Annotated in this window: 27 protein-coding genes; 9 read left to right on the top strand and 18 right to left on the bottom strand. The window is 71.7% G+C overall.

The window, feature by feature from the left end:
- Positions 1–224: transposase (locus tag H5397_RS00005; RefSeq protein ID WP_182814264.1), on the top strand; the 224-nt coding region annotated here is incomplete at its 5' end.
- Between the two features lie 25 nt (positions 225–249).
- Here the strand turns inward: H5397_RS00005 and H5397_RS00010 are convergent.
- Positions 250–1,905, bottom strand: coding sequence for an ABC-F family ATP-binding cassette domain-containing protein (locus H5397_RS00010; RefSeq protein WP_182814265.1), 1,656 nt, complete (start codon positions 1,903–1,905; stop codon positions 250–252).
- 205 nt (positions 1,906–2,110) lie between these two features.
- Here H5397_RS00010 and H5397_RS00015 point away from each other — a divergent pair, with 205 nt between their 5' ends.
- Positions 2,111–2,572, top strand: coding sequence for an SDR family oxidoreductase (locus H5397_RS00015; RefSeq protein WP_182814266.1), 462 nt, complete (start codon positions 2,111–2,113; stop codon positions 2,570–2,572).
- A gap of 31 nt (positions 2,573–2,603) precedes the next feature.
- Positions 2,604–3,221 (top strand): pyroglutamyl-peptidase I, encoded by a 618-nt coding sequence (locus tag H5397_RS00020; protein ID WP_182814267.1) that lies wholly within the window; start codon positions 2,604–2,606, stop codon positions 3,219–3,221.
- A 42-nt stretch (positions 3,222–3,263) separates the two neighbouring features.
- Here H5397_RS00020 and H5397_RS00025 read toward each other — a convergent pair whose 3' ends face one another.
- Positions 3,264–3,653 carry a PAS domain S-box protein gene (locus H5397_RS00025; RefSeq protein WP_182814268.1) on the bottom strand — a complete coding sequence of 130 codons (390 nt, stop codon included), beginning with the start codon at positions 3,651–3,653 and terminating at the stop codon, positions 3,264–3,266.
- Positions 3,650–4,609, bottom strand: a complete 960-nt coding sequence (locus H5397_RS00030; RefSeq protein WP_182814269.1) for a helix-turn-helix domain-containing protein — start codon at positions 4,607–4,609, stop codon at positions 3,650–3,652. Before H5397_RS00030 ends, H5397_RS00025 begins: the two co-directional genes overlap by 4 nt.
- 53 nt (positions 4,610–4,662) lie before the next feature.
- On the opposite strand from H5397_RS00030, the gene H5397_RS00035 reads away from it, so the two are divergent.
- Positions 4,663–5,208: a hypothetical protein gene (locus tag H5397_RS00035; RefSeq protein WP_182814270.1), complete on the top strand. Its 546-nt coding sequence runs from the start codon at positions 4,663–4,665 to the stop codon at positions 5,206–5,208.
- Positions 5,209–5,438: 230 nt separating this feature from the next.
- Positions 5,439–6,113: a glycosyltransferase gene (locus tag H5397_RS00040; protein WP_182814271.1), complete on the top strand. Its 675-nt coding sequence runs from the start codon at positions 5,439–5,441 to the stop codon at positions 6,111–6,113.
- 24 nt (positions 6,114–6,137) lie between these two features.
- On the opposite strand, the gene H5397_RS00045 is transcribed toward H5397_RS00040, so the two are convergent.
- The 10 genes from H5397_RS00045 to H5397_RS00085 all read right to left on the bottom strand — a co-directional run bounded on the left by H5397_RS00045 (position 6,138) and on the right by H5397_RS00085 (position 15,090).
- Positions 6,138–7,163: an efflux RND transporter periplasmic adaptor subunit gene (locus H5397_RS00045; RefSeq protein ID WP_182814272.1), complete on the bottom strand. Its 1,026-nt coding sequence runs from the start codon at positions 7,161–7,163 to the stop codon at positions 6,138–6,140.
- Between the two features lie 36 nt (positions 7,164–7,199).
- Positions 7,200–9,491, bottom strand: a complete 2,292-nt coding sequence (locus H5397_RS18695; protein ID WP_182814273.1) for an ABC transporter permease — start codon at positions 9,489–9,491, stop codon at positions 7,200–7,202.
- A complete protein-coding gene (locus H5397_RS00055; protein WP_182814274.1) occupies positions 9,488–10,192 on the bottom strand; it encodes an ABC transporter ATP-binding protein in 705 nt (234 codons plus the stop codon). The genes H5397_RS18695 and H5397_RS00055 overlap by 4 nt, the downstream gene beginning before the upstream one ends.
- A gap of 24 nt (positions 10,193–10,216) precedes the next feature.
- On the bottom strand, positions 10,217–10,831 hold the full coding sequence (locus H5397_RS00060; RefSeq protein ID WP_182814275.1) for a 3-oxoacyl-[acyl-carrier-protein] synthase III C-terminal domain-containing protein: 615 nt from the start codon (positions 10,829–10,831) through the stop codon (positions 10,217–10,219).
- Between the two features lie 127 nt (positions 10,832–10,958).
- Positions 10,959–11,441, bottom strand: coding sequence for an endonuclease/exonuclease/phosphatase family protein (locus H5397_RS17535; protein WP_220491859.1), 483 nt, complete (start codon positions 11,439–11,441; stop codon positions 10,959–10,961).
- On the bottom strand, positions 11,417–11,716 hold the full coding sequence (locus H5397_RS17540; protein WP_220491860.1) for a hypothetical protein: 300 nt from the start codon (positions 11,714–11,716) through the stop codon (positions 11,417–11,419). Before H5397_RS17540 ends, H5397_RS17535 begins: the two co-directional genes overlap by 25 nt.
- A 102-nt stretch (positions 11,717–11,818) precedes the next feature.
- Positions 11,819–12,178 carry a CrcB family protein gene (locus H5397_RS00070; protein WP_182814276.1) on the bottom strand — a complete coding sequence of 120 codons (360 nt, stop codon included), beginning with the start codon at positions 12,176–12,178 and terminating at the stop codon, positions 11,819–11,821.
- A complete protein-coding gene (locus H5397_RS00075; RefSeq protein WP_182814277.1) occupies positions 12,175–12,600 on the bottom strand; it encodes a CrcB family protein in 426 nt (141 codons plus the stop codon). The genes H5397_RS00070 and H5397_RS00075 overlap by 4 nt, the downstream gene beginning before the upstream one ends.
- Positions 12,601–12,607: 7 nt before the next feature.
- A complete protein-coding gene (locus H5397_RS00080) occupies positions 12,608–14,308 on the bottom strand; it encodes an FAD-binding oxidoreductase (RefSeq protein WP_182814278.1) in 1,701 nt (566 codons plus the stop codon).
- Positions 14,305–15,090 carry an SDR family oxidoreductase gene (locus H5397_RS00085; RefSeq protein ID WP_182814279.1) on the bottom strand — a complete coding sequence of 262 codons (786 nt, stop codon included), beginning with the start codon at positions 15,088–15,090 and terminating at the stop codon, positions 14,305–14,307. The genes H5397_RS00080 and H5397_RS00085 overlap by 4 nt, the downstream gene beginning before the upstream one ends.
- 68 nt (positions 15,091–15,158) lie before the next feature.
- Here H5397_RS00085 and H5397_RS00090 point away from each other — a divergent pair, with 68 nt between their 5' ends.
- The 3 genes from H5397_RS00090 to H5397_RS00100 all read left to right on the top strand — a co-directional run bounded on the left by H5397_RS00090 (position 15,159) and on the right by H5397_RS00100 (position 18,783).
- The gene (locus tag H5397_RS00090) at positions 15,159–17,378 is read left to right on the top strand and encodes an SDR family oxidoreductase (RefSeq protein ID WP_182814280.1); all 2,220 of its coding nucleotides are present in this window, start codon (positions 15,159–15,161) and stop codon (positions 17,376–17,378) included.
- Between the two features lie 140 nt (positions 17,379–17,518).
- The gene (locus H5397_RS00095; RefSeq protein ID WP_309224230.1) at positions 17,519–18,397 is read left to right on the top strand and encodes a GTP-binding protein LepA; all 879 of its coding nucleotides are present in this window, start codon (positions 17,519–17,521) and stop codon (positions 18,395–18,397) included.
- 26 nt (positions 18,398–18,423) lie between these two features.
- Entirely contained in the window at positions 18,424–18,783 is a 360-nt protein-coding gene (locus tag H5397_RS00100) for a DUF6547 family protein (RefSeq protein WP_182814281.1), read from the top strand.
- On the opposite strand, the gene H5397_RS00105 is transcribed toward H5397_RS00100, so the two are convergent.
- Both H5397_RS00105 and rarD read right to left on the bottom strand, forming a co-directional pair.
- Positions 18,714–19,820 carry a YihY/virulence factor BrkB family protein gene (locus H5397_RS00105; protein WP_182814282.1) on the bottom strand — a complete coding sequence of 369 codons (1,107 nt, stop codon included), beginning with the start codon at positions 19,818–19,820 and terminating at the stop codon, positions 18,714–18,716. The genes H5397_RS00100 and H5397_RS00105 overlap by 70 nt on opposite strands.
- A 137-nt stretch (positions 19,821–19,957) precedes the next feature.
- Positions 19,958–20,878, bottom strand: a complete 921-nt coding sequence (gene rarD, locus H5397_RS00110; RefSeq protein ID WP_182814283.1) for an EamA family transporter RarD — start codon at positions 20,876–20,878, stop codon at positions 19,958–19,960.
- A gap of 65 nt (positions 20,879–20,943) precedes the next feature.
- Here rarD and H5397_RS00115 point away from each other — a divergent pair, with 65 nt between their 5' ends.
- Entirely contained in the window at positions 20,944–22,041 is a 1,098-nt protein-coding gene (locus H5397_RS00115) for a CaiB/BaiF CoA-transferase family protein (RefSeq protein WP_182814284.1), read from the top strand.
- 6 nt (positions 22,042–22,047) lie between these two features.
- On the opposite strand, the gene H5397_RS00120 is transcribed toward H5397_RS00115, so the two are convergent.
- Genes H5397_RS00120 through H5397_RS00130 form a run of 3 tightly spaced genes read right to left on the bottom strand, consistent with a single transcriptional unit; the run spans position 22,048 to position 25,257 of the window.
- A complete protein-coding gene (locus H5397_RS00120) occupies positions 22,048–23,196 on the bottom strand; it encodes an ABC transporter ATP-binding protein (protein ID WP_182814285.1) in 1,149 nt (382 codons plus the stop codon).
- Entirely contained in the window at positions 23,193–24,221 is a 1,029-nt protein-coding gene (locus H5397_RS00125) for an ABC transporter ATP-binding protein (protein ID WP_182814286.1), read from the bottom strand. Before H5397_RS00125 ends, H5397_RS00120 begins: the two co-directional genes overlap by 4 nt.
- Positions 24,222–24,225: 4 nt before the next feature.
- Positions 24,226–25,257, bottom strand: coding sequence for an ABC transporter permease (locus H5397_RS00130; protein WP_182814287.1), 1,032 nt, complete (start codon positions 25,255–25,257; stop codon positions 24,226–24,228).
- Positions 25,258–25,263 lie beyond the last annotated feature (6 nt).

Genomic DNA, 25,263 nt, shown 5'->3' on the forward strand with positions numbered 1-25,263 from the left:
AGATCGCCCGTCGCAAGGCCAAGGGCAGCCGCGGCGGTCGCCCACCTGCCTTCGATCCCACCATCTACAAGGGCAGGAACGTGGTGGAACGCTTCTTCAACCGGATCAAGGAGTTCCGCGCCATCGCCACCCGCTACGACAAACTCGCTCGCAACTACCGCGCCGGCCTCGTCCTGGCCAGCACCATCATCTGCCTACGAGACCAGTTACGCGACACGCCCTAGGCAGACCGGACGCCGCGGGCCCGGCTCAGCGCCCCACCACCTCCACGGTGGCCCGGTCGCCGTCCCGCGTGAAGACCCACTCGGTGTCGATGCCCACGGCGTCCAGCAGGGCGCGGTCGTGGGTCACCAGCAGGACGGTCCCGCCGAAGGCGGCCAGGGCGTCCTCGAGCTGTTCGATCGCCGCGACGTCGGCGTGGTTGGTGGGCTCGTCCAGCACGAGCACGTTCACGGCGCGCCCCTGCAGCACGGCCAGGGCTGCGCGCGTCCGTTCGCCCAGTGACAGCGACGAACACGGGCGTGTCACGTGCTCCGCGCCCAGCCCGAACTTGGCCAGCAGCGTGCGCACCTCCGCGGCGTCCGTGACCCCGAGCGCGGCGGCGACCACCTCCAACAGCGGTCCTGGCCCCGAGATGACCGAACGGTCCTGGTCCAGCAGGCCGACCGCCACGCGCGTCCCCCACGACACCCGCCCGGACGCCGCCTCGCCCTCCAGGACCGCCCTGAGCAGCGTGGTCTTGCCCGACCCGTTCGGGCCGACCAGCGCCACCCGGGCGCCGCGCTCGAGCGTGGCCGAGAATCGCCCGACGGTGAACGACCCGGCCTGAGCCACCACGGCGTCCAGCGTCAGCACGACATCCGCCGACGGGGGAGCCTCGGCGATCGAGTAGCGCAACTCCCACTCCCGGCGGGGCGCCTCGGGTTCGGGCAGCCGCTCGACCGCCGCCCGAGCCCGGGCCGCCTTCTGGTCCTGCTTGCGCGCCCGGTCCTCGGCCGGCTTGGTGTCGATGCGCGGCGTGCGCGCGTCCTTGGCCAGCCGCCCGACCTTCGCGCGACCGGTGGCCGCCCACTCGTTGAAGCGTCGCGCGCGGTCGACGAGCGCGTCCCGCTCGGCCTCGTAGGCGGCCCGCGCCTCCAGCCGCTGCCGGACGCCCAGTGCCTTCGCCTCCCGGTACTCCGTCCAGCCGCCGGAGTACACCGCGACCCGCTGCTGGGCGAGGTCGAGTTCGCACACCGACGTGGCGACCTCGTCCAGGAACGCGCGGTCGTGCGAGGCGATCAGCACCGGGGCGTCCACGTCGCGCACGAAGGCGGTGATCTCGGCCAGGCCGGGGGCGTCGAGGTTGTTGGTGGGCTCGTCCAGCAGCAGCACGTCGAACCGGCTCACGAGCACCGACGCCAGCGACGCGCGGGCCGCCTGCCCGCCCGAGAGCGTGCCGAGGGGCCGGTCGAGGTCGGCGTCGAGGCCGAGGCGGGCGAGCGTCTCGGCCAGCCGCACCTCCAGGTCGGCGCCGCCGAGGGCGAGCCAGCGGTCGAGCGCCCGGCTGAACTCCTCGTCCGCCCCGTCCACCCCGTCGGCGAGGGCACGGGTGGCGGCCTCGTAGCGGGCGGCGGCGTCCGTCACGCCCGTGCGCCGGCCGGCGTACGCGGCGATCGACTCGTCCGGACGCGGTGGCGACTGGGGCAGGAAGCCGACCGAGGCGTCCGGTGGGGAGAGGGTGATGCGGCCGGCCTCGACCGGGTGCTCGCCGGCGACCATGCGCAGCAGCGTCGACTTGCCGGACCCGTTGGCACCGACGAGCGCGACGACGTCGCCGCCCGACACGGTCAGGTCGAGTCCGGAGAACAGGGGGCGTGCGCCGAAGGACGCGGCCACGCCGGACAGGTGGAGGGATGGGGACATGGAAGAAACCTCGATCGCTGGGTGGGGCAGGGCGAGAGGTCAGGTCCACATGCGTCCCACCATCGTCGACCGACCGGCCGGGCGTCAAGCCGGCGAGGCGAAACCCGCGGGAACCGTGGCTTCGGACTACGCCGCGTAGTAGAATCGGCAGACCCGTGGGACAAAGGGGTCCCACGGGCCACGACGACACCAGTGGGGGGTTGCCATGGCACTCTTCGAACTGACCGGCAAGACCGTCGTGGTGGCCGGAGCGGGCTCCGGCATCGGCCGCGCGACGGCGCTCATCGCGGACGCCGATGCCGACGGCTCGATCGTCAACGTGTCCTCCGAGGCCGGCATCCGCGGTGCTGCGGCCGGCGCGGCCTACACGGCGTCCAAGCACGGGCTCATCGGCCTGACGCGCAACACGGCGTACATGTACGGCAAGGCCGGGGTCCGCTGCAACGCGATCATGCCGGGCGGCGTCGAGACCAACATCATGGCCTCGATCGACCAGAGCAAGCTCGACATGGAGGGGCTCGGTGTCCTGGGCGCGGTCCACGCCGGCGCGCTGCGCAACGCGAAGCCCGACGAGCTGGCGCCGCTGGTGGTGTTCCTGCTGGCCGTCGAGGCGTCCAACGTCAACGGGGCGCTGATCGCCAACGACGGCGGCTGGTCCGCCGGCTGACGCCTTCGCATGGGCCCCTACCATGGGGCCCATGCGCGTGCTCGTCACTGGATTCGGTCCGTTCCCGGGGGTCACCCTCAACCCGTCCGAGGCGGCGGTCGACGCCCTGCAGCGACGCGCCGACACGGGCCGGATGCCGGGGCTCCAGGTGGGCACGGCCGTGCTGCCTGTCGACTTCACGACCATCCCCGGGCAGATCGCCGAGATCATGCGGCTCGTCCGCCCCCAGCTGGTGCTGTGCACCGGCGTCGACATGGCCGCCGAGGCCATCACCGTCGAACGCGTCGCCATCAACCTGCTCGACGCGCGCGTGCCCGACATCAAGGGGGCGCAGCCCGTCGACCAGCCGGTGGTGCCGGGCGCGCCCGACGGCCTGTTCGCGACCATCCCGGTCAAGGCGGTGCGCCGGGCGATCCAGCAGTCCGGCGCGCCCGCGGAGCTGTCGCTCTCGGCCGGCACCTACGGCTGCAACGCCCTCATGTTCGCGGCGCTGCACCACGCCCCGCCGGGTACGCGGGTGGGTTTCCTGCACATCCCGTCCCTGCGGGTGATGGGAACCGCGACCTCCGCGACCGCGCTGGCGGCCGCCGTCCAGGCGTGTGTCGAGCACGAGACCGATATCGACGAGGTCGGCGGCGAGCTCGCCTGAGCCACGGCGTCCGGACGCCTCGCGGGCCGGGTCGGCAGGGGCTCAGTCCTCCTCGCGGACCCACTCCCGCGCGACCGCGACCGACCCGATGGTCTCGCCGGCGTCGTCCTGCACGACCGCGAACGTCATCGTGATGTAGACCGTGCCGCCCGAGGCGGTCAGCGACTTCGTGCGGCGGGCCCGCCCGTCAGAGGCGAGGTGGCCGGCCTCCATGGCGGCGAAGAACCCGCGGTCGTGGGCCGAGCGCAGCCGCTCGGGGATCATCACCTTCACGTCCTGGCCGACGACCTCCTCGGCCTTCCAGCCGAACAGGGTCTCCGCGAAGCGGTTCCAGGCCCTGATGGTCCCGGACGTGTCGATCGCGATCAGCGCGTCGTTGGCGTGGTCCCAGGCCGCGGCGCGGAACGCGGTGGCGTCGAAGTCGTCGGTCATGCCCCCATTGTGCGCCGTCCGGAGGGCGTCGTGCCGAACCGGGCCCGGAACGTCCGGGCGAAGTGCGCCGAGTCACGGAACCCGCAGGCGAACGCCACGTCAGTGATCGTGCGACCGTCGGACGCCCCCGGCGCCAGTTCGGCCCACGCCCGGTCGAGGCGGCGGCCCAGCAGCCAGCGCCCGAAGCTCAACCCGCGGGCGGCGAACAGCTTGGTGAGATAGCTCGTCGAGATGCACAACCGCGCGGCCAGGGTGTGGGCCCTCAGGTCCCGGTCGCCCAGCGAGCGTTCGGCCTCGTCGATGGCCTGTTGGAGCAGCAGGGCGCGGGCGTCCAACACGGGCGCGGCGGCCCCGGCCAGCGCCATCGCAACCAACCCCAGCAGGTGGTCGGTGGCAGCGCGGGCCTGGCGGGGGGTCAGCTCGTCGGAGTGCTCGGCCAGCCCCCGCAGCAGCGCCGTCACCAGCGCCCCGGCACCCGCATCCGCCTTGATGCCGACCCCCACGCCCACGCCCGGGACGACCAACAGCGGGTCGAGCAACGGCTTGGGGATCACCAACGTGAACTGCGAGAACGTGGCCCCGAACTCCAGCCGGAACGGCTGGTCGCTGTCCACCACCACGAACGAGTCGCTCCCTGCCGAGGCGACCCGCCCGAACTGCTGGGCGCTGCCCGAGCCATACACGGGGGCGTTGAGGAAGTAGAGGTCGCCGGGGTGGGCGGCGATGTGCGACGGCGTCCGCTCGACGACCTGGCGCTGCGAGTTCAGCCCCATCAGGTGCACGTCACCGATCCGGCGTCCGCCGACCTCGGACGCGAACCCCTCCTCATACGGGTCCTGGGGGGAGACGGTGACCGGGACGAACGCGTCCGCCACGATCTGCCGCCAGACGGCGAGCTGCAGCTCCGGGCGGTGCCCGGCCGTGCTCCAGGTCCGCTGGTCCCCCGTGTGCGGCATGCGCAGACTGTAGGCCGCGGCGCCCGGGTGGGACAGGGTGAAGCCTCACCCCGGTGACGGCTGTGACGGAACAGCACAGCAACTGTGTCGTCCCGGTCAAGCCGGACGCCGCGGGCTCGGCCACGCTGGTGCCCGGCGTCCGACAACCCTCACATCGGGACGCCCCGACCATGGAGGAAGCCATGCCGAAGACCATCCGACGATTCCTGGTGACCGGTGCCGCGACGCTCACCGCAGCCGTGCTGGCGGCGTCGCCGGCGTTCGCGCAGCACTGCTTCATCCCGATGTACAACCTGAACGGTCCGGCGTCCCCCAACTGGTGGACCATCACCGCCGAGGACGGCCTCACGCTCGAGGGCATGCCCGGCGTGAAGTGCGAGGCCCAGCGCAAGGCCGGCTACGCGGCGCTGCGCGCGGCCAAGCTGCCGGTCGCGATCAAGGTCAAGGTCGACATGACCATTGCCGACCCGAAGGGTGAGGGCCGCATGGCCCCCCACGGCGCCAACGGCAAGGGCCTGGAGTACTTCGGTGCCGGTTCCGACCTGCCCGAGCGGATGCTCACGACCTTCAGCGCCGGGGCATCCTCGGTCCGCTGCTGACCACCACGGGGGGAGGACGGTGCCGTCCCTCGTTGCCCGCGACCCCGCGGCCGCCTCGCCGAGGGCCTCGCCCGCCACCCGCTGGGTCAGCTCACGCTGCTGCGCCGCTGGATGAGGGTGCTGGCCTTCCCGCTCGCCTACGCCCTGCTGCCCCTGGTCGAACGCGGCGACACGGTGGTCGCGGGCGTCCTGGGCCGGGGCGTGGCCGCCACCCTCGCCGAGACCCACGGGTGCCGCGTGTCGACGGTGGTCTACCCCTCATCGCCGCCAGCCCGTTGGTCGTGCCGCCCGCCCCGGACTGGGGGCCGGGCGTCCACCGGACCGGGTGGCTCGCTCCACCCCCGGTCGTCGATGTGCCCAGCCCCACCCCCGAGCTCGCGGACTTCCTCGCCCGACGCCCGGTGCACGTCGGGTTCGGCAGCCTCACCGCCTTCACCACCGAGGCCGAGTTCGACATCGTCGTCGAGGCCGCCCGCCGCAGCGGCGTCCCCGTGCTCACGCCGGCCATCGCGGGCGTCGAACCCGGCGAGGTGACCCGGGGCGTCCACGCGCACGCGCCGCTGCCGCACGACTGGTTGCTGCCGCAGGTGGCGGCCGTCGTCCACCACGGCGGTGCGGGCACGACGCACGCCGGGCTGCGTGCCGGTGTCCCGTCGGTGGCGGTGCCGTGGGGCGTCGACCAGCCCTACCACGCGCGCCGGTTGCGCGCGCTCGGCGTCGGCCCCGCACCCATCTCCTTGCAGAAGCTGGACGCCGACCGCTTGGCCGGTCTCCTGCGCGAGCTCACCGGCCCGGACGCCCCGCGCTACGCCGCTCGGGCCGCCGAGGTGGGGGAGCAACTCCGTGCCGAGGACGGGGTCAGCGCCACGATCGCCCTGCTGGACCGGCTGGGCCACCTGGGGTGAGTTGGGCCGGGCGCGTGGTGCCCGTCACGGCAGCGGGGTGCCGTCACGCAACGTGTCGACGTGATCGGTGGCGATGACATCGCCCTCGGCGACGCCCGTGACCCCAACCTGATCCGCGCGTTCCCGTCCGGCAACCACCTCGGTGCGGCGCAGGATCCGGTCGGCCTCCAGGCGGAACACATGGGCGGTGCCCGCCTCGCGCAGGATCGCGGTCGCGGGCACGACGAGTTGGGGTTCAGTGGTCACGGTGAGCGTCACCGTGCCCTGCAGTCCGGGAACCACCGCGGCGGTGGCGGGCACGTCGAACAGCGCAGGGTAGGCGCGGGTCCCGCTCGCCGTGAGTTCCGGGACGGGCACGACCTGGCTGAGCGTCACCTCATGGGTGAGGCCCGGCTGGGAATCGAGCCGGAGGGTCCCGACGGTTCCCTGTTCCAACGGCACACGATCGGCCTGGTCGAGGTGGGCCCGGAAGCGGTGTCCATCGGTGGCCGAGACGGTGAACAACGTGGTGGTGGCCGGCACATTCACCCCCGGCTCGACCGTCGGACGGACACCGTCCGGAGTCGCCTGGCCGATCAGGGCCAGGGACACGACCCCGGCGAACGGTGAGCGCAACTCGGCGCGGTCGCGGTTGTCGCGGGCGACGGCCTCGGCAGCCACGGCGGCGGCGATCGCGTCGCTGCGCGCCGTGTCGAGACGTTCGGTCCCGGTGGGCTGGGCGCGGGCCGCGGAGAGTGCGGCACGCGCCTGCGCGACCGCGGCGTCGAGGGGGGCTGGGTCGAGGCGGGCAAGCACGTGCCCCTCGGGCACGGTCTCCCCATCGGACACGAGCACCTCGGCAATCCGGCCCGCGACCGGTGCGCTGATGGTGGCGTGTCGGGTGGCCTCGACCTGCCCATCGATCTGGAGTCGGTACTCCAGGGGCTTGCGTTCCACGACGCCGGTGGACACCGCACGGGCCTGGTCGGGCCGTGCGATCAGGAACCAGGCCCCCACGGCGACCAGGGCCAGTGCCAGGATCGCGGCGGTGACGCGGCGGGTCGTGTTCATGGGATCCTCCAGTGCAGGGTGGGGGCAGGTGGTGGGTCATTCGACCCCCTTGAGGGCCGAGACCATGTCGAGGCGTCGGACGCGGCCGGTGAGCAACAGCGTGGTGCTCAGCGCGAATCCGATCGTGATGAGTGAGGCGATGACGGTGCTCTGCGGTGAGATCCACGGCGTGTACGAGGCACGGAAGGTGCTGAACAGGCCCACGTAGGCATCGAGGAACACCCAACCCAGGGGAATGCCGATGAGCCAGCCCACCGCCGTGGTGAGAAGGTTCTCGCCGGCGGCCAGCCCCCTGATCTCGCCGAGCCGAAAACCGAGGACGCGCAGCGTCGCATAGTCACGGGCCCGCTCGGTGAAGCTGAGCGCTCCGAGGTTGTACAGGACGACGATCGCCAGCAACACTGCGAAGGCCTTGATGAGGGAGAAGACGCCGTCGAGGCCCGCGATCAGTGACTCGGCGTTGGCCCGTTGCTCAGCCCGGGTGACGACGCCGGTAACGCCGGGCACCTCGCGCACGTGTTCGGCATCGGCCGCACGGGCGGTCAGCAGGCGGGTCGGGGTGAAGGTGCCGCCCGCATCCTGCCACGCGGTACTGGACACGAAGAGCCCTTGCGGCTCGGACACATCGACAAGGTGCCGGACGCGGAGTTCGATCGAACGTTCATGTCCCGCAGCGAGGACCTGGACCCGGTCGCCCACCGAGATGCCCGTGGCGCGAGCTGTCGCCAAGGAGATGGCGGCTCCCTCGACCAGGGACACCGGGGTGCCGTCGGGCCCTGGGAGGACGATGCCGTCGCCCTCATCAACGATCGTCAGGATGCGGTCGACCTCGCCGCCGGGCCGGATCCAGGCGGGTCCCTGCGCCATCCACTGCCCGCCGCCGGCGCGATGGGCGATCGCCTCGCGTGCCACGGCGTCCAGGCCCGGGTTCACGGTGACCAGCGCGCCGTAGCGGTACTGGTTCTCGTAGGAGTCCGCCACCTGTCGATGAAGGCTGTCGGGCATTCCGAATCCTGCGGTGAGCAGCATCATGCACCCGGCCGAGGCCACCACGCCCATCGCGAGCCGGACGCCGTTGGCCTCGGCGTCCCGAACCGTCCAGCGTCCCCCCGGGGCCAGGCGCGCCCACAGGCCGGGCCGGCGTTCCAGTAGTGAGCGACGGCCGGTACCCATCGCCGGACGCATCCCCTCGGCGGGCTCCCTCGTGCGGGCCGGGCCGGTGGCACCGTAGGCGGCGGACACGCAGACGGCGATGAGCAGGGCCAGCAGGGCCGGGGTCAGCCAGGTGTTGCTCGGCACCCACGACCTGAGGGCGAAGTCGGACTGCTGGGTGGTGAGGACGAACACCGACATCGGTCGGGCCACGAGCAGGCCGATGACGCCTCCCACCCCCGCTGTGACCAGCCCGAACGTCGCGTAGTGGCGCCCGATGGAGGCGTTGTCGATCCCCAGGGCCCGCAGCGTGGCGATGTCGCGTTGCTGGATGTCGACCAGCCGCTTGATCGAGGTGTGGATCGACAACAGCGCCAGCAGCAGGAACAGGGCCGAGAACATGAAGGAGAGGCTGCGGATCTGACCGATGCGTTCGTGCGCCGCCGAGACTGATCCGAGTGTGTGGCGGTCGGCGAAGGTGCCGAGTCGGGGCCCGAGGATCGAAGGCGCGTGGCGCCGGACAGTGTCGGGATCCCCGATCACGCGCAGTTCGTTGGGCGGTGCGTCCACCCCGAAGGTGGTCCGCAGTGTCCGTTCCGCCACCAGCCCGTGGCCGAACAGGGCGGCGTCGGGGGCGATGAGGCCGCCGCCGGTGAACGCCACCTTGTCGGCGGACAGGATGGTGCCGGCCAACGGCAGGCGCGCGGTGGTGTGGCCGACGTGCACGGTGACCGGATCCCCGAGCGACAGGCCGTGGGCAGCCGCGTACCGCTCATCCAGCCACAGTCCCGGCGCCGTCGGAGTGGGAGCCGACCCCGTCCGGACGGCAGGGCTGTTGATCCCGGAGTCGTCGATCGTGGACAGCGTGAGCGTCGACGAACCTGTTTCGCCGGCCTTGACATCGATGCGGGTCACGGCCGTCGTCCGATGCACTCCCGGCAGTTGCCGGAAGGCGCGCTCGTCGGCCTCGGTGATCGAGGCGGCGAACACCCAGGCGTCGGGCAGGGTGGCGACGTGTTCGAAGTCGGCCACCTCCTGCTCCATGCCCCGCCAGGCCCCCTCGAGGCCGGCGTAGATGACCATGCTGAGGGTCGCCATCACGAACACCGACACGAACTGCGTCCAGTGCTGTGCGATGTCGCGGACCAACTTGCGCAGCAACAGCACCGACGTCACGGTTCGGCCTGCTCCCCGCCCGGGCCCCGGACGGAGGACTCGACGACGCGTCCATCGGACAACCTGATGAGGTGGTCGGCGATGCCTGCCAACTCGGGGTTGTGGGTCACCAACAGCACGGCGGTGTCGGTCGCGGCACCGCGCAGCAGTTCGATGACGCGCTCACCGGTGGCCGTGTCGAGGGCTCCTGTGGGCTCGTCGCACAACAACAGGGCCGGGCGCTTGGACAGTGCCCGCGCGATCGCGACCCGCTGCATCTCCCCACCGGACAACTGGTCGGGGAAGTTGTCGAGGCGGTGCCCCAGCCCCACCTCGGTGAGGAGTTCCTCGGCGCGGGCGTGCGCCCCAGGGCGGTCAGCCACCAAACCGGCGGCGAGGGCCACGTTCTCGTGGGCCGTCAGGTTGGGCACCAGGTTGTAGAACTGGAACACGAACCCGACCGACCTTCGCCGGTAGTCGGTCAGTTGCCGGTCATCGAACGCCGTGATGTCCATCCCGTCGACGACCAGGCTCCCCGCGCTGGCGCGATCCATCCCTCCCAGCAGGTTGAGCAGGGTGCTTTTGCCGGAGCCCGACGGGCCCAGGATGACCGTGAGCCGACGGCTCGCCAGGTCGAGGTCCACATCGCGCAGCGCGTGGACGACCGACTCCCCGGTGCCGTAGCTCTTGCCGAGGCCACGGATGCTGATGGTCGTGGGCATGTCCGGTCCGGGCGCTCCCGCGCGTCAGTTCTGGACGAGCAGTGCCCCGAAGTGGGTACCTGCCCCCGATCCGACCAGCAGCAGGCGTTCCCCGGGCTGGATCCGTGCGCGGTGCAGGGTCAACGGGATGCCGGCGGCGATCGTGTTGCCCACCTCGGCCAGCGTCTCTTCCACCCGATCGGCATGGGCGATCAGGAGGGCCGCCTCACGCAACGCGAAGAGGAAGGACAGGCACGTGCCGTGCACGCTGTACGCCGACTTGGTGGGCGCCATGCCGAGTTCGGCGGCCAGCAACGCCCCGCCGTCGGGGATCGCCTGCATGGGGGTGCCCGAGGCGTTCAGGACGCAGTCGATGTCGGCGATGGTGAGGCCGGCGTCTGCCAGTGCGGAACGGGCGGCCGCGACACCGAGGTCGAGGGGGTCCTCATCGGGACTGATCCAGTGCCGCGTGAGCACACCGGAGCGCTGTTCGGCTTCGTCCGCCGGCAGGCCGCACCGTGCAGCGACCTCGGCGGTCGTGACGACGCGGCGGGGCAGGGCTTCGCCGGTCCCCAGGATGGCCATGGGGAGCAGGGGCTGGTCGGGACGCGCGGGGGCGGCGTCGGCAGGGGTCGTGGAAGACAGGGTGGGGGTGGACATGACGCTCCTGGGGGGCGGGGGTGGCGGGGGTGCCACCAGGGGGTGTCCGCGGGGGTGGGAGGATGTGCAAAACCCTAACATCGGTCGGGTGTGCCCGGTCAACCTCGAATGACCGACCGTCGGGCGCTCAGGCCTGGCGCGCCGGCCGCCACCTGAACCTCACCTTCACCAGGCCGTGGTCGCCGGTGCCCTTGCGCTTGTGGTCGGCGCTGGTGGTGTCGTTGAGGTGGTCGTTGTAGATCACCAGGCCGTCGAACAGCCACAGCCGGCGGTGGGAGTTGTCGTAGAACTGCTCCGAGACCAGCACGTGGTCGAGCGACTCGCGCATGTCGTTGTGGACGTGGGTGTAGTAGACGTCGCGCGTGTCGCGGTACTCCTGCAGGGTCTGGCCCGAGTACAGGGCGATGTCGCCCCCACCGCGGGAGTCGCCGACCAAGTAGCGCGGCTGCTCGGTGAGGATGTTCAGCGTGTTGCTCAGCTGCCCGTCGTTGAGGTCGCCGAGCACGATGACGGGCAACTTCGACTTCAGGTGTGCCACGTAGACGCGCGTCAGCGGCGGGGCCTCGCGCAGGGCCACCTCGAAGGTCAGTACCGGACGAGCGCCCCGCACACGATGCGGGTGCCGTCCGCGGGCGTGGCGAGCAGGTCGTAGGTCTCCTCCAGGCCGTTGCGGCGGAGGACCTCGGCGAGGGCGTCCGCGTGCCACAACTCCTGGACGCCCACGATGTCGGCGTCCAGTTCACGCAGCATCAGGCCTAGCCAGGTGGATTTCCGGGCGAACTCCTCCTCCGTCCAGGGCTTGGAGAACCGGTGCATGCGGCGTCCGGGCAGTTGGAGGTTGAACAGGTTCGCGGTGGCGACGCTGAAGCGGGTGAGGTCGGGCATGGTGGGGGCTCCATCCTTCGGTGGGTCGAGCCTACGCCCGTCGGGAGGATCGGCGGTGTGGTGCTGGCGTCGCTCTGACTCTGATGCAGCTGTGCATCAGAGTCAGAGCGACGCCAACCACCAGCCGAGTGCACACGCTGCGACCGATCCGACCAACATGGCCGTGGCGAGGCCGACCGCAGGCCCGCGGCGTCCGTCGCGCCAGAGGTCGGCGGCCTCGACCGAGGCTGCCGAGAAGGTGGTGAACCCGCCCAACAACCCGGTGGCGAGGACCGTCACGAGTTCGGGCGACCACACCCGCGCACCGAAACCAGCCACGATGCCGATGGCGAACGACCCCGCGACGTTGACGGTGAGTGTGGCCCACGTCGAGGGCTTGCCCGCCCGGTGCGCCAGCGTGTGGGTGAGGTGGCGCAGGACGGCACCCAAACCGCCGGCCAGGGCCACCCAGAGCCAGGTCATGCGGCCCTCCGCACGGACGCCGACTCAGCGATCGCGAAACCCAACAGGGCCGCGACAAGGCCGAACGCCACCTGGGCCGCTCCCGCGGCGAGCCCGAACACCGGCCCGGCGACCATCCCCCACGAGACGATGTCGAGCGCGAACGCCGAGTACGTGGTGAATCCGCCCAGGAAACCGGTGCCCGCGAGCAGACGCAGGCTGTGGGCACGAACTTCGCGGGCTGTCGGCGCGAACTTGGCAGGCTGTGGGCGCGAACTTGGCAGGCTCTCGGCGCGCAGCCAGCCCAGCAGCAGGCCCAGGGCCAACGACCCCAGCACGTTGACGACCCATACCGACCAGAAGGGCTCGACCACCAGACCCAACCCGTAACGCGCCAACGAGCCCAGCGCGCCGCCCACGAACACCAGGGCCGCGCCGCGCATCAGGGCATCACAGGTGGTCGTACAGCGACAACGAGGGGTCGATGATCTTGCCCGGGTTCAGGTGGTTGCCCGGGTCGGTCGCCGAGAACAACGAGCGCATGATCGAGACGCCCTCCTCCGACACGACCTGCTCCATCCACGGGGCGTGCTCCATGCCGACGCCGTGGTGGTGCGACAGCGTGCCGCCCGAATCGACGAACGCCTGCTGGATGGCGGTCTTCACCGTTGCGTACTCGCGATCGGCGTCCTCACCGGCCTGGAACGCGAACGTGAAGTACAGGCACGCCCCCGCGTGGTAGCTGTGCGACAGGTGGCACATGATGAACCCCTGCTTGCCCAGGCTCTCGAACGCCCGGCCCGCGGCCGCGTACACCGCGTCGTGCACCCCGTTCAGCTTCGACCACGGCGCCGCGGTCTCGGACACGTCGCCCATCACGTGCTGCTCGAGCAGGAAGTCGCGCAGGTAGGGGGTGTCGAACTTCTTCTGGTCGTACAGCGCACCCGGCCCCGTGCCGAGCACCAGCGCGCCGTGCGCCTTGGCGATCTTCACGACCTGGCGGCGGCGGGCATCGACGTCGGCCTCGGAACCCTCGAAGCAGACGTAGGAGATGCACATCTCGTCGGTGTCCCAGCCGCGGCGGCGCATGAACGCCCACAGTTCCTCGGTGACGCGGGCCTCGATCTTCTTCTTGATCGTGACCGCTTCCTTCTGGGTCGACAGCGACATGGCGGTCTCGTTCGCGTCGGAGATGCGCACGAACGTGGTCGGGATCTCGGCGTCGGCCATCGCGTGGATCGCCGCGACCGCGGGCTCCCACGACGGGTACATGTAGGCCACGACGACGCGCTGCTCGGGCATCCGGTGCACGTGCACCCACAGGTCGGTGATGACGCCGAGGCGGCCTTCCGACCCGATGAACATCTCGCGCAGCGAGGGCCCGGTCGACTCCGACGGCACCGGGCGCAGCCGCACCGTGCCCGAGGGCCGCACGACGGTCATGCCGCGCACGATGTCGGCGATGTCGCCGTACTTGTCGCTCTGCATGCCCGAGCTGCGGGTGGCCGCCCAGCCGCCGACGGTCGAGTGGGTGAACGAGTCGGGGAAGTGGCCCAGCGTCCAGCCGCGGGCGTTGAGCTCCTCCTCCAGGTCGGGGCCGAGCGTGCCCGCCCCGACCAGCGCGAGGCCCGACTCCTCGTCGAGCTCGACGATGCCGGTGATCAGGCCCAGGTCCAGCGACACGATCGGGCGGGTCTCGCCCGGGTCGAGCTGCAGCGAGCGGGAGATGTTGGTGCCGCCGCCGAACGGGACCACCACCGCGTCGGCGGCCACGCACGCCGCCAGCACCGCGGCGACCTCGGCCTCGGAGGAGGGGTAGACCACGACCTCGGGCAGCCGCCCGTAGTCGAAGCGCGAGACGTGCAGCAGCTCGGTCACCGACGACCCGTGCCCGTGCACCACGCGCTCGTGGGCGTCCGTCGTCACGCGGTCGGGCGCGGTGGCCGCGACGAGGGCCTCGCGCAACGCGTCGGGCAGCGGCGAGTCGGGCACCGTCGTGGCGTCGAACTCGATCGTGTCGACCTGGCGGGGGCGCAGGTCGATGCCCAGGTGCTTCTTCACGAACGGCGCGAAGGCGGGCTTGTTGGCGTAGTTGAAGAAGACGCCCTCCTCGCCCCAGCCCCACCACTTCATGCGCTTGACGTTCTTCACGGGGTTGCTCCTTCGACGGGGGTCTTCGCCTTGCCCTTGATGCGCCGCGACACGGCGCGCACGGCGGCGTTCGGCAGCAGCTGCAGGATCGCCGCCGCCACCTTGTACCGCTTGCTGGGGATCGAGATCACGTGGCCGGCCCGCGCGTCGGCCAGGGCCACCTCGGCGACGCGGTCGGCGTCGAGCCACAGGAAGCGCGGGACGCCCTTGCGCCCGGAGCCGCCGCGCGCGTGGAACTCCGTGCGCGTCCAACCCGGCAGGACGGCGGTCACCTGGACGCCGGTGTTGGTCAGCTCGAGCGCGAGTACCTCGGTCAGCGCGAGCGCGTACGCCTTGAGCGCGGAGTACGAGTCCTGCCGGGTCAGCGCCGACACCGAGGCGACGTTGATGATCCAGCCCTCGCCCCGCTCGCGCATCACGGCCGCGGCGGCGCCGGCCAGGACGCGCGGGGCGCGGCCCATCACCTCGTAGGCGCGGTCGGCGAGGTCGTCGTCCCCGCCGACCAGCGGGGTCTTGAGCGAGAAGCCGGCGTTGTTGACGAGGATGTCGACGTCCCCGGCCCGGAGGCGGTCCGCCACCTTGGCCTGGTCGGCGCGGTCGGCCAGGTCGGCGTCCAGCACCTCGACCCGGACGCCGTGGGCTGCGGTCAGCTCCGCGGCGACCGCCACCAGGCGCCCCTTGTCGCGGGCGACGAGCACGAGGTCGGCCCCGTCGCGGGCGAGGGCGCGGGCGAAGGACAGCCCGATCCCGGACGTCCCGCCTGTGATGAGCCCGACACGCATGACGGGCACGCTACATTACGCTGCCCCCACGAAGGCGACCCCCACCGCTTTCGGGAAAGGAGTCCGGCGTGGCCACCCCAGCGCGGGTCCTGCTCACCGGCGTCACCGGCTTCCTCGGCCAGGCGGTGCTGGAGCGACTGCTCTCCACGACCGACGCCCACGTCGTCGCCGTCGTGCGCCCCAAGGGCAGCCAGACGGCCCGCTCGCGGCTGGACCGCGTGCTCCGCAAGCCGGTGTTCAAGCCGTGGCGCGACGCCGTCGGCGACGCCGAGGCCAAGCGCCTCTTCGCCGAGCGCACCTCCGTGCTCGAGGCCGACCTGGCCACCATCGAGAGGATCGAGGGCTCGATCGACGTCGTGGTCCACTCGGCCTCCACCGTGTCGTTCGACGCCCCCATGGACGAGTCGTTCGCCAACAACGTCGGCGGCCCGCGGGCGCTGTACGGCGCGCTGACCCACTCCGGGCTCGACCCGCACGTCATCCACGTCTCCACCTGCTACGTCGGCGGGATCGCCAAGGGGCTGCGGCCCGAGGCGTCCGTCGACCATGACGTCGACTGGCGCGCCGAGATCGCGGCGGCCGAGGTCGCCCGTGTCGAGGCCGAGGCGGCCTCGCGCACCCCCGAGCAGCTGCAGGCCTTCATCGACGGGGCCACCCGCGACCACGGCAAGGAGGGCCCCAAGTCGGTCGCCCGCGCGTCCGAGGCCGCACGCCTGGCCTGGGTCGAGAACCGCCTCGTCGAGTTGGGCCGCACGCGGGCCCGCTCCGTCGGCTGGACCGACGTCTACACCTTCAGCAAGGCGCTGGGGGAGCGGGTCGCCGAGCAGGAGTGGGCCGGGCAGGGCCACCGCCTCTCGATCGTGCGCCCGGCGATCATCGAGTCGTCGCTGCGCCACCCGTTCCCGGGCTGGATCGACGGCTTCAAGGTCGCCGACCCGCTGATCATGGCCTACGCCAAGGGGGCGCTCCCCGAGTTCCCGGGCCTGCCCGACTCGGTGCTCGACGTCATCCCCGTCGACTACGTCGTCAACGTGATCATGGCGCTGGCCACGCTCGGCCACCAGGGCGAGCCCGAGGAGGTCGGCTACTACCAGGTGTGCTCGGGGGCCTCGAACCCGCTGCCGTTCCACCGGATGTACACCGAGGTGCGCGAGTACTTCCTCGCCCACCCGCTGAGCGACGACAAGGGACGCCCCATCGTGGTCCCCACCTGGAAGTTCCCGGCCAACAACGCCGCCGAGCGCTCGCTGCGCCTGAAGGAGCGGCTGTCCGCCCTCGGGTCGCGCATCGGCGCGGCGCTGCCGTCGAACACGCGGACGCAGGCCTGGGCGTCCTCGCTGTCGAAGATGGAGCGCGGCCTGGGCTCGCTGCGCACCTACGTCGACCTCTACCAGAGCTACACGCGCACCGAGATGCTGTTCGACGACCAGCAGACCCGCGCGCTGGGGGCGAAGCTGCCGGCCGGTACGCCGGTCGACCAGACGTTCGACGTGCGCGACATCGACTGGACGCACTACTGGCAGCGGGTCCACCTGCCCGCGATGACCGCGTTGGCGAAGGTGCACGCGCGGGCGTCCTCGGCGCAGCGGTCGCAGCGCTCGCAGGCCCGCCGGCTCGAGTCGGGCACCGACGTGCTCGCGGTGTTCGACCTCGAGGGCACGCTGCTGCCGAGTTCGCTGGTCACGCAGTACCTCTCGGTGATGGGCCAGCTGCACTCGCCGGCCGAGCTGCCCGGCGAGCTGGTCGACCTGGTCCGCAACGTGGGGGTGTACCTGCAGGCCGAGCGCCGCGACCGCGGCGAGTTCGTGCGCGCCTTCTCGCGCCGCTACGCCGGCACGCGGGTGACCGACATCGAACGGGTCGTCGGCGGCGCCTGGGGCCAGAACGTGGTCCGCAAGCTCAAGCCGGGCGCCCTGGCCCGCATCGAGGAGCACCGCGCCGCCGGCCACCGCACCGTGCTGGTCACCGGGGGCCTCGACCTGTTCGCCGCACCGCTTGCCCCGCTGTTCGACGACGTGGTCGCCTCATCGATGGAGGCACGCGACGGGGTGCTCACGGGCTACCTCAGCACGCCGCCGCTGGTCGACGAGGCCCGCGCGCAGTGGCTCAAGGACTACGCGTCGCGCGGCGGGTTCGACCTGTCCCGCTCGCACGGCTACGGCGACTCGATCTCGGACGCCTCGTGGCTGTCCCTGCTCGGCCGCCCGGTCGCCGTGAACCCCGACCTGCCGCTGTACCGGGTCGCCTCGAAGGCTTACTGGCCCATCGAGGACTGGAAGCGCCCCTAGCGCCGAGGGCTTGAGTTTTATCCGCCGAGGGCTTGAGTTTTGGGCGCCGAGGGCTTGAGTTTTTCGCGCCGAGGGCTTGGGTTCCGTCCACCACCAGAGCGATCATTCTGTTTTCGGGCGTGCGCGGCTAGGGTGGCGGCGTGGCACGTTCGAGGATCACGGATGCTCTCCTGCTCTCCCACGTGAACAAGATGGGCGAGGAGCACCCTCCCGTGCCGCTGGCGTCCGTCGACTTCACCGTCAACGACCCCGACCTGGTCCGCACGCGGTTCGCCGGCGTCCTCGACTACCTCGCCCGCGTCGAGCTCGAGGTCGAGCGCAACGTGCTCGAGCTGCTGACGATCATGCCGAACCCGTCCGAGGCCGACCGGGTGTTCTACGCCGACGTCTGGTACGACCAGGAGATCCAGCACGGCATCATCCTCGACGAGCTGAAGTCCCGCATCGGGCTGCCCCCGGCCGAGCCGCTGCTGCAGGTCGGCTTCGCGGTCAAGGCGCTCGGCGCGATGGCCCGGTTCGAGCAGATCCAGGACGTCGCCCGCACCATTTACTACTTCACCGGGGCCTCCACCGAGCGGCAGGCGGTGCTCGCCTACAACGCGCTCGCCGGCCAGCTCGACGAGATGGGCGAGAAGGCGATCCGCGAGACGATCATCAACCCGATCAAGCGGCAGGAGCCTGGCCACTTCGCGTTCTACCGGATGAGTGCCGAGAAGATCACCACCGACGGCACCCTGCGGCCGTGGCAGCTCTGGCTGGCGCGCAAGCTGCGCACGTTCTCCTACGAACTGGTCGGCACCCACAACGACCCCCGCTATCAGGCGCAGATGGGCGAGGTGATCACCGAGCTGGGCTTCGGCACCGAGCTGGAGGTCTTCGCCAAGGAGATCGGACGCCTCGAGGCCAGCCTGCTGTGGGCCCAGCACCAGGGCATGGACTTCCCGCCCTACGTGCTGGCCGCGCTGCGCGAGGCGGTCGACCTCTACCGAGAGCGCGGGGCTTTCAAGCCCAACCTGTGAGTTCGGCGACAGGGCATGATGGAGCCATGAGCGAACACGATCCCCGCTGGATGTACCGGCAAGTCATCGACGCGATGGTGGTCTCCTGCGCCGGCGCCGGCCAGGTGTCCGCCGAGCGGGTGCGGGTCGGGGTGTGGAACGCCAACGCCGACCCCGACACCGACGCCAACCAGGTCACCATGAACGCGCTGCTGTCGATGCTGCCCCCCGAGCACCGCGAGGCCCTGGCCGTGCTCTTCGCCGAGGAGTACGCCTCGGGCGTGTACAACGCCCTGCAGGTGCTGCGGGCCGCGGAGCTGCAGCCGTTCCACGAGGGCTACGAGGGCGACCCGTCCGACGACTTCCTCGGACGCCTCGACGGTTGGGACTGGCCGGTCTCCGGCTGACGAAGGCGGGTGCCGCGCTCGGCGAGCATGTCCTCCTCCGACGCGCGCGCCCGGATCATGCGGGTGTTGCGCGGCTGCACGAGCAGCTCGCGCTCGGCCGCGAACCCGGCCTGCAGCAGGCGGGCGCGCTCGATCTCGGCGTTCAGCGTGACGCCGATGAGCAGCGCGATGTTCATGATCCACAGGCCGAGGAGCAGGATGATGAAGGACCCGACCACCCCGTAACTGGCCGGCAGGCGTCCGAAGATGGCCACCCACGTGGAGAAGCCGAAGATCGCCAGCACGGTGACCCCCATCGCGACCAGCGCGCCCGGAACCGACCAGCGCAGCTTGGGCTGGCGGACGTTCGGCGTGGCCCGGTACAGGGCCAGCACCACGACCACCGACGCGATCGACAGCACCACCCACCGGTTCTGGCGCAGGCCGCGCAGGGGCTCGAGGTCGAGTCCGAGGTAGTCCAGGACCATGTCCCACACGCCGGCCGACAGCAGCACCGTCAGCAGCAGGAACGCCCCGAACAGCAGCATCAGCAGGGTGACCAGCAGGTTGTAGGGGATGATCTGCCAGATCGGCCGGCCCTCGACGACGCCGTGGATGCGGTTGACCGACCGCCCGAAGGCCGCCACGTAGCCGGACGCGGCCCACAGGGCGCCGAGCAGGGCGACGCCGAGCACCCAGTCGGCGCCGGCGGTGGCGGCGAGTTGGCGCAGCGGGTCGGCCACGAGGTCGACGACGGTGGCGGGGGCGACGGAGCGGAGGAAGTCGATGATCCACTCGACCGCGGCCGTCCCCTGCCCGAACAGGGTGAGGCCGGCGAGGATCGCCAACAGCCCCGGGAAGAGCGACTGCACCGACATGTAGGCGAGGTTGCCCGCGTTGTCGAGGATGTGGCGGTACCAGAACTCCGACCACGTGCGGCGCAGCACGTAGCGCCACGAGCGTCCGGTGAGCTGCCACGGCCACTCTGCCTTCGCGGGGTCGTTGGGGTCGGGCGCGGTGAGCCACTTGTGGACTGTTGCCTCCTCCTCGGCGTCCACGGCTCACCTCCTCCGGTCGGTGCTCTTGGGGCCAGTGTCGCAGCCCGGCCGGGGCGCGACACTCACCGACGTGACAAGAAATACCCCGAACAGGGTGTCTCTGATGTCACCAGGGTGAGTGTCGGGACGCCGCGGGCTCAGGGCGCCGTCGCCCGACCACCCCGCGTCCGGGCGAACACCGAGCGCAGGTAGACGACCGAGCCGACCCAGACGAGCACCAGGCCCGCCCAGTAGGACGCCGAGACGTGCTGGCCGAACACCGTCAGCCCGAGCGCGAACTGGATGGTGGGTCCGAGGTACTGCAGGATCCCCACGACGCCGAACGGCAGGCGCGGGGCGGCGATGGCGAACAGCCACAGGGGCAGCGCGGTCAGCACGCCGGCCAGGATGAGCAGCCCGGAGGTGCGGGCGTCGGCGCCGAACTGGCTGGCCCCGGTGACCACCAGCCAGCCCCAGTACGCCAGCGCGAACGGCAGCAGGATCGCCGACTCCAGGAACAGCCCACCCAGCGGGGGAGCGGAGGCCTTCTTCTTCACCGCGCCGTAGAGCCCGAAGGTGAGCGCGAGGGTGAGCGAGACCCACAGGCCGGCCCAGTTCTCCCAGGCGATGACCGCCACGCCCGCGGTGGCCAGCAGGGTGCCCGCCAACCCGGCGCGCGACATGCGCTCGCCGAAGATCAGCACCCCCAGCACGATGTTGAGCAGCGGGTTGATGAAGTACCCCAGCGACGCCTCGACGACGTGGTTGGAATTGACCGCCCAGATGAACACCAGCCAGTTCAGCCCCACGAGGAAGGCGGCGGCGACGATGCGGGGGAGCCGTTCGCGGGTCAGCGCGGACCTCAGCCAGCCCCACGGGTGGCGCAGCAGCACCAGGGCGAGCGCGACCGCGACCAGCGACCAGATGATGCGGTGGGCCAGGATCTCGAACGCACCCGCCGGCTTCAGCAGCGGGAACAGCAGCGGGAAGAAGCCCCAGATGACGTAGGCCGCGATGCCCGACGCCAGCCCGCGCGACCGCTCGGCGGCGGCGTCGGGGGTGGGGGCGGGTGCGGTCACGGGGAGACTGTAGGCCGTGGGTGCCGAGTTCCCCCGCCTTGGCCCGGTCTGGTGAGATGGACCCCATGACGACGGGGGCTCTCGCAGGACTCAAGGTGATCGAACTCGGCACGATCGGGCCGGGCCCGTTCACCGCCATGATGTTCGCCGACCACGGCGCCGACGTGCTGCACGTCGAGCGGCCCGGCGGAGTCCCGGCGGTGGGGCCCATCGGCAACCGGCGCACCGACATCATCCACCGCAACCGGCGCACCATCGAGCTCGACCTCAAGACCCCCGAGGGCCGGGACGCGGTGCTCGAGCTGGTCAAGGACGCCGACGTGCTCATCGAGGGCAACCGCCCCGGCGTCGCCGAGCGCCTCGGCGTGGGCCCCGACGTGTGCCTCGAGCTCAACCCCCGCCTCGTCTACGGCCGCGTCACCGGCTGGGGGCAGTTCGGTCCCAAGGCGAAGCAGGCCGGCCACGACCTGAACTACATGGCGGCGTCCGGCACCCTGTCGACCTTGGGCCGCGCCGACCAGCCGCCGACGGTGCCGCTGGCCTACATCGGCGACCTCGGCGGCGGCTCGATGATGCTGGCGTTCGGGATCCTCGCCGCGCTGTACGAGCGGCAGTCCTCGGGCCTGGGGCAGGTGGTGGACGCCGCGATCCTCGACGGCGCGACCCTGCTCGCCACCGCGTTCCACGGGTTCGCGCAGATCGGCGCCTGGGACGAGACCCGCCGCGGCGTGAACCTCGTCGACTCGGGCGCCCCCTTCTACGACTGCTACGAGACGGCCGACGGCGAGTGGATGGCGGTGGGCTCGCTCGAGAACAAGTTCTTCCTCGAGCTGCTGAAGGTGCTCGAGCTCGACCCGGCCACGCTGCCCGACCAGCACGACCGCGAGCGCTGGCCCGAGCTGCGCGCTGCCATCGCCGGCGCCATCAAGGGCCGCACCCGCGACGAGTGGCGCGACCGGGCGGCCGGCACGGACGCCTGCCTCGAGCCGGTGCTGCGGATGAGCGAGGTCCGCCACGACCCGCACAACGACGCGCGCCAGACGATGGTGCACGTCGACGGGCTGTGGCAGCCCGCGCCCGCGCCGCGCCTGTCCCGGACGCCGGCCGGCCCGATCTCGCCCAGCGACGTGACCACCGACCACGCGGGCGGCGTCAACGCCTGACGGGGGCTACTCCTCAGGCAGCAGCGTCGACCCCGGGATCGCGTGCGGCGCCGCCCCGGGGGCGTCCAGCGGCGCCACGACGGCGCCGTCGACCGCGTGCGGCTGCAGCTCGCCCGAGGCGATCTGCTCGGCCCAGTGGCAGGCCACCTTGTGCGACGCCGGCACGCCGTCGACCGAGACGACCCGCAGCTCGGGCCGCTCCGTCGAGCACCGGGTCTGCTGCGCCCACGGGCACCGCGTGTGGAACCGGCACCCCGACGGCGGGTTCGCCGGCGACGGCAGGTCGCCCGACAGCAGGATCCGCTCGCGCGTGTCCTCCACGACCGGGTCCGGCACCGGGATCGCCGACAGCAGCGCCCGCGTGTACGGGTGCAGCGGCAGCGCGTACAGGTCGTCGGCCTCGGCCTCCTCGACCAGCGCCCCCAGGTACATCACGCCGATGCGGTCGGAGATGTGTCGCACCACCGCGAGGTCGTGGGCGATGACCAGGTAGGTGAGCCCGAACTCCGACTGCAGGTCCTCCAGCAGGTTGATCACCTGCGCCTGCACCGACACGTCCAGCGCCGAGACCGGCTCGTCGGCGACGATCAGCTCGGGGTCGACCGACAGCGCGCGGGCGATGCCGACGCGCTGGCGCTGGCCGCCCGAGAACTCGTGCGGGTACTTGCTGAGCGCCCCTGGCGGCAGGCCGACGGCGGCGAGCAGCTCGACCAGCCGGTCGCGCGCCCCCTTCTTGTCGGACGCCAACCCGTGCGCCTGCATCCCCTCCAGGAGCAGCTGCTCGACGGTCTGGCGCGGGTCGAGGCTGCCCAGCGGGTCCTGGAACACCATCTGCATGTGGCGGCGCTGGCGGCGCAGGTCCTCGCCCTTGAGCGTGGCCAGGTCGACGCCACCCAGCGTCACCGAGCCCTCGGTCAGCTCCTCGAGCTGCAGCAGCGCGCGCCCGAAGGTCGACTTGCCACAACCCGACTCGCCCACGAGCCCGTAGGTCTCGCCGCGCCGGATCGTCAGGTCCATGCCGTCCACGGCGTACACGTGCCCGACCGTGCGGTCGATGAGCAGCCCGCGCTTGATCGGGAAGTGCACCTTCACGCCCTTGACATCGACGAGCACCTCGCCGGGGGCGACCCCGGACGCGTCCACGACCTCGGTCATGCCCGGCCCTCCTCGATGCGTTGGCGGTCGGCGGCGGTCAGCGGGTAGTGGCAGCGCAGCAGCCGCAGCCCGCCGTCGGTTCGCGCCTCTTCGTCGGGCAGCAGGTCGGGTGCCACCGTGCGGCACTTCTCACCCTCCTGGTGGCAGCGCGGCGCGAACGCGCACGCGTGGTCCCACGGGATGTTGTCGGCCACCGACCCGGGGATCGGGAACAGCCGGGCGTCCCGGTCGCCGTCCAGGCGGGGGATCGACCCCAGCAGCCCGCCGGTGTAGGGGTGGCGCGGCTCGGCGAACAGTGGGTGCCGCTTGGCGCGCTCGACGATGCGCCCGCCGTAGAGCACGTTGACGCCGTCGCACATGCCGGCGACCACGCCGAGGTCGTGGGTGATCATGATCAGCGCCGTCCCCGACTGCTCGACCAGGTCGGTCAGCAGCGCGAGGATCTGCGCCTGGATCGTCACGTCCAGCGCGGTGGTCGGCTCGTCGGCGATCAGCAGGCGTGGCTCACAGGCGAGCGCCATGGCGATCAGCGCACGCTGGCGCATGCCGCCCGACAGCTGGTGCGGGTACTCCTTCAGGCGGCGGGTGGGGTCGGGGATGCCGACCTTGTCCAGCATCTCCGCGGCCTGCTTCGCCGCCACGGCCTTCTTCTCGCCGCGGTGCCGCGTGATCACCTCGGCGACCTGCACCCCGATCGGGACGACCGGGTTCAGCGACGACAGCGGGTCCTGGAAGATCATGGCCAGCTCGGCGCCGCGCTTGTCCCGCATGGCGGCGTCGGGCAGGGTCAGCAGCTCGGTGCCGGCGAAGCGCACCGACCCGGTCACCTGGTTGCCGCGTCGGGCGAGCAGGCGCATGATCGCCAGGGACGTCACCGACTTGCCGCAGCCGGACTCGCCGACCAGCCCGACGACCTCGCCGGGCGCGACGTTGAACGTGACCTTGTCGACGGCCGTGAACGGTTCCTGGCCGTGGCGGGTGAATCGCACCGAGAGGTCGTCGACCTCGAGCAGGGGCGTGCTCATCGCCTCACCTCCTGGACTTCGGATCGAGCGACTCGCGCAACGACTCACCGACGAGGGTGAAGCCGAGCGCCACCACGATGATGCACAGCGCCGGGTAGACGGCCAGGTGCGGGTGGGAGTCGAAGTACGGTTGGGCGTTGCCGAGCATCTGGCCCCATTCCGGCGAGCGGTCGTCGGGGTTGCCCAGGCCGAGGAACGACAGGGCGGCCGCGTCGATGATCGCCGTGGCGAGCACCAGGGTGGCCTGTACGATCACGGGCCCCATCGCGTTGGGCAGCATGTGCCGGAACACGATCGGCCCCTGCCGGACGCCCAGGGCCCGGGCCGCCAGCACGTGGTCGGAGTGGCGCTGGGCCAGCATCGAGCCGCGCAGCAGGCGCGCGAACACGGGGACCTGCACGATCGCGATGGCGAGGATGACGGTCCACTGCGACGGCGAGCGGAACATCGCCGCGATGGAGAAGGCCATCAGCAGCGACGGGATCGACAGCAGCACGTCGACCACGCGCATGACCACGGAGTCGACCCAGCCACCGAACGCACCGGCGAGCGTGCCCAGGGCCATGCCGCCGAGCAGGCCGCCGAGGGTGGCCAGCACGCCGACGATCAGCGTCTGGCGCGCTCCGACCATCAGGCGCGACAGCACGTCGCGGCCCAGGTAGTCGGCGCCGAGCGGGTGGCCGGGCTGGGGGCCGGGGACGGGGTTGGTCTGGCGGTGCACCTGCTCGATCAGGACGCGGGTCGCCGGGTCGTGCGGCGCGATGAGCGGCGCGACGATGGCCAGGACGATGAACAGCACCACGATGGCGGCCCCGATGAGGAACACCCAGTCGCGGCGCAGGCGGCGCCAGGCCGACATCCAGAGGCTGACGCCCTCACCGGACGCCACGCGCCCGGCGTCGCTGACGGCGGTGGCCACGCCACCGCCCGCCGAACCGGACGCCGTGCCGGCCGAGGCGGTCGAGGCCAGCGCGTCGATGCGCGCCTTCTTGTGGGACGGGGTGCCCGGGATCGGGCGACGAGGAGAATCGGTCATGTCAGC

The organism is Propioniciclava sp. MC1683 (assembly GCF_014164675.1).
Taxonomy (GTDB): domain Bacteria; phylum Actinomycetota; class Actinomycetes; order Propionibacteriales; family Propionibacteriaceae; genus Propioniciclava.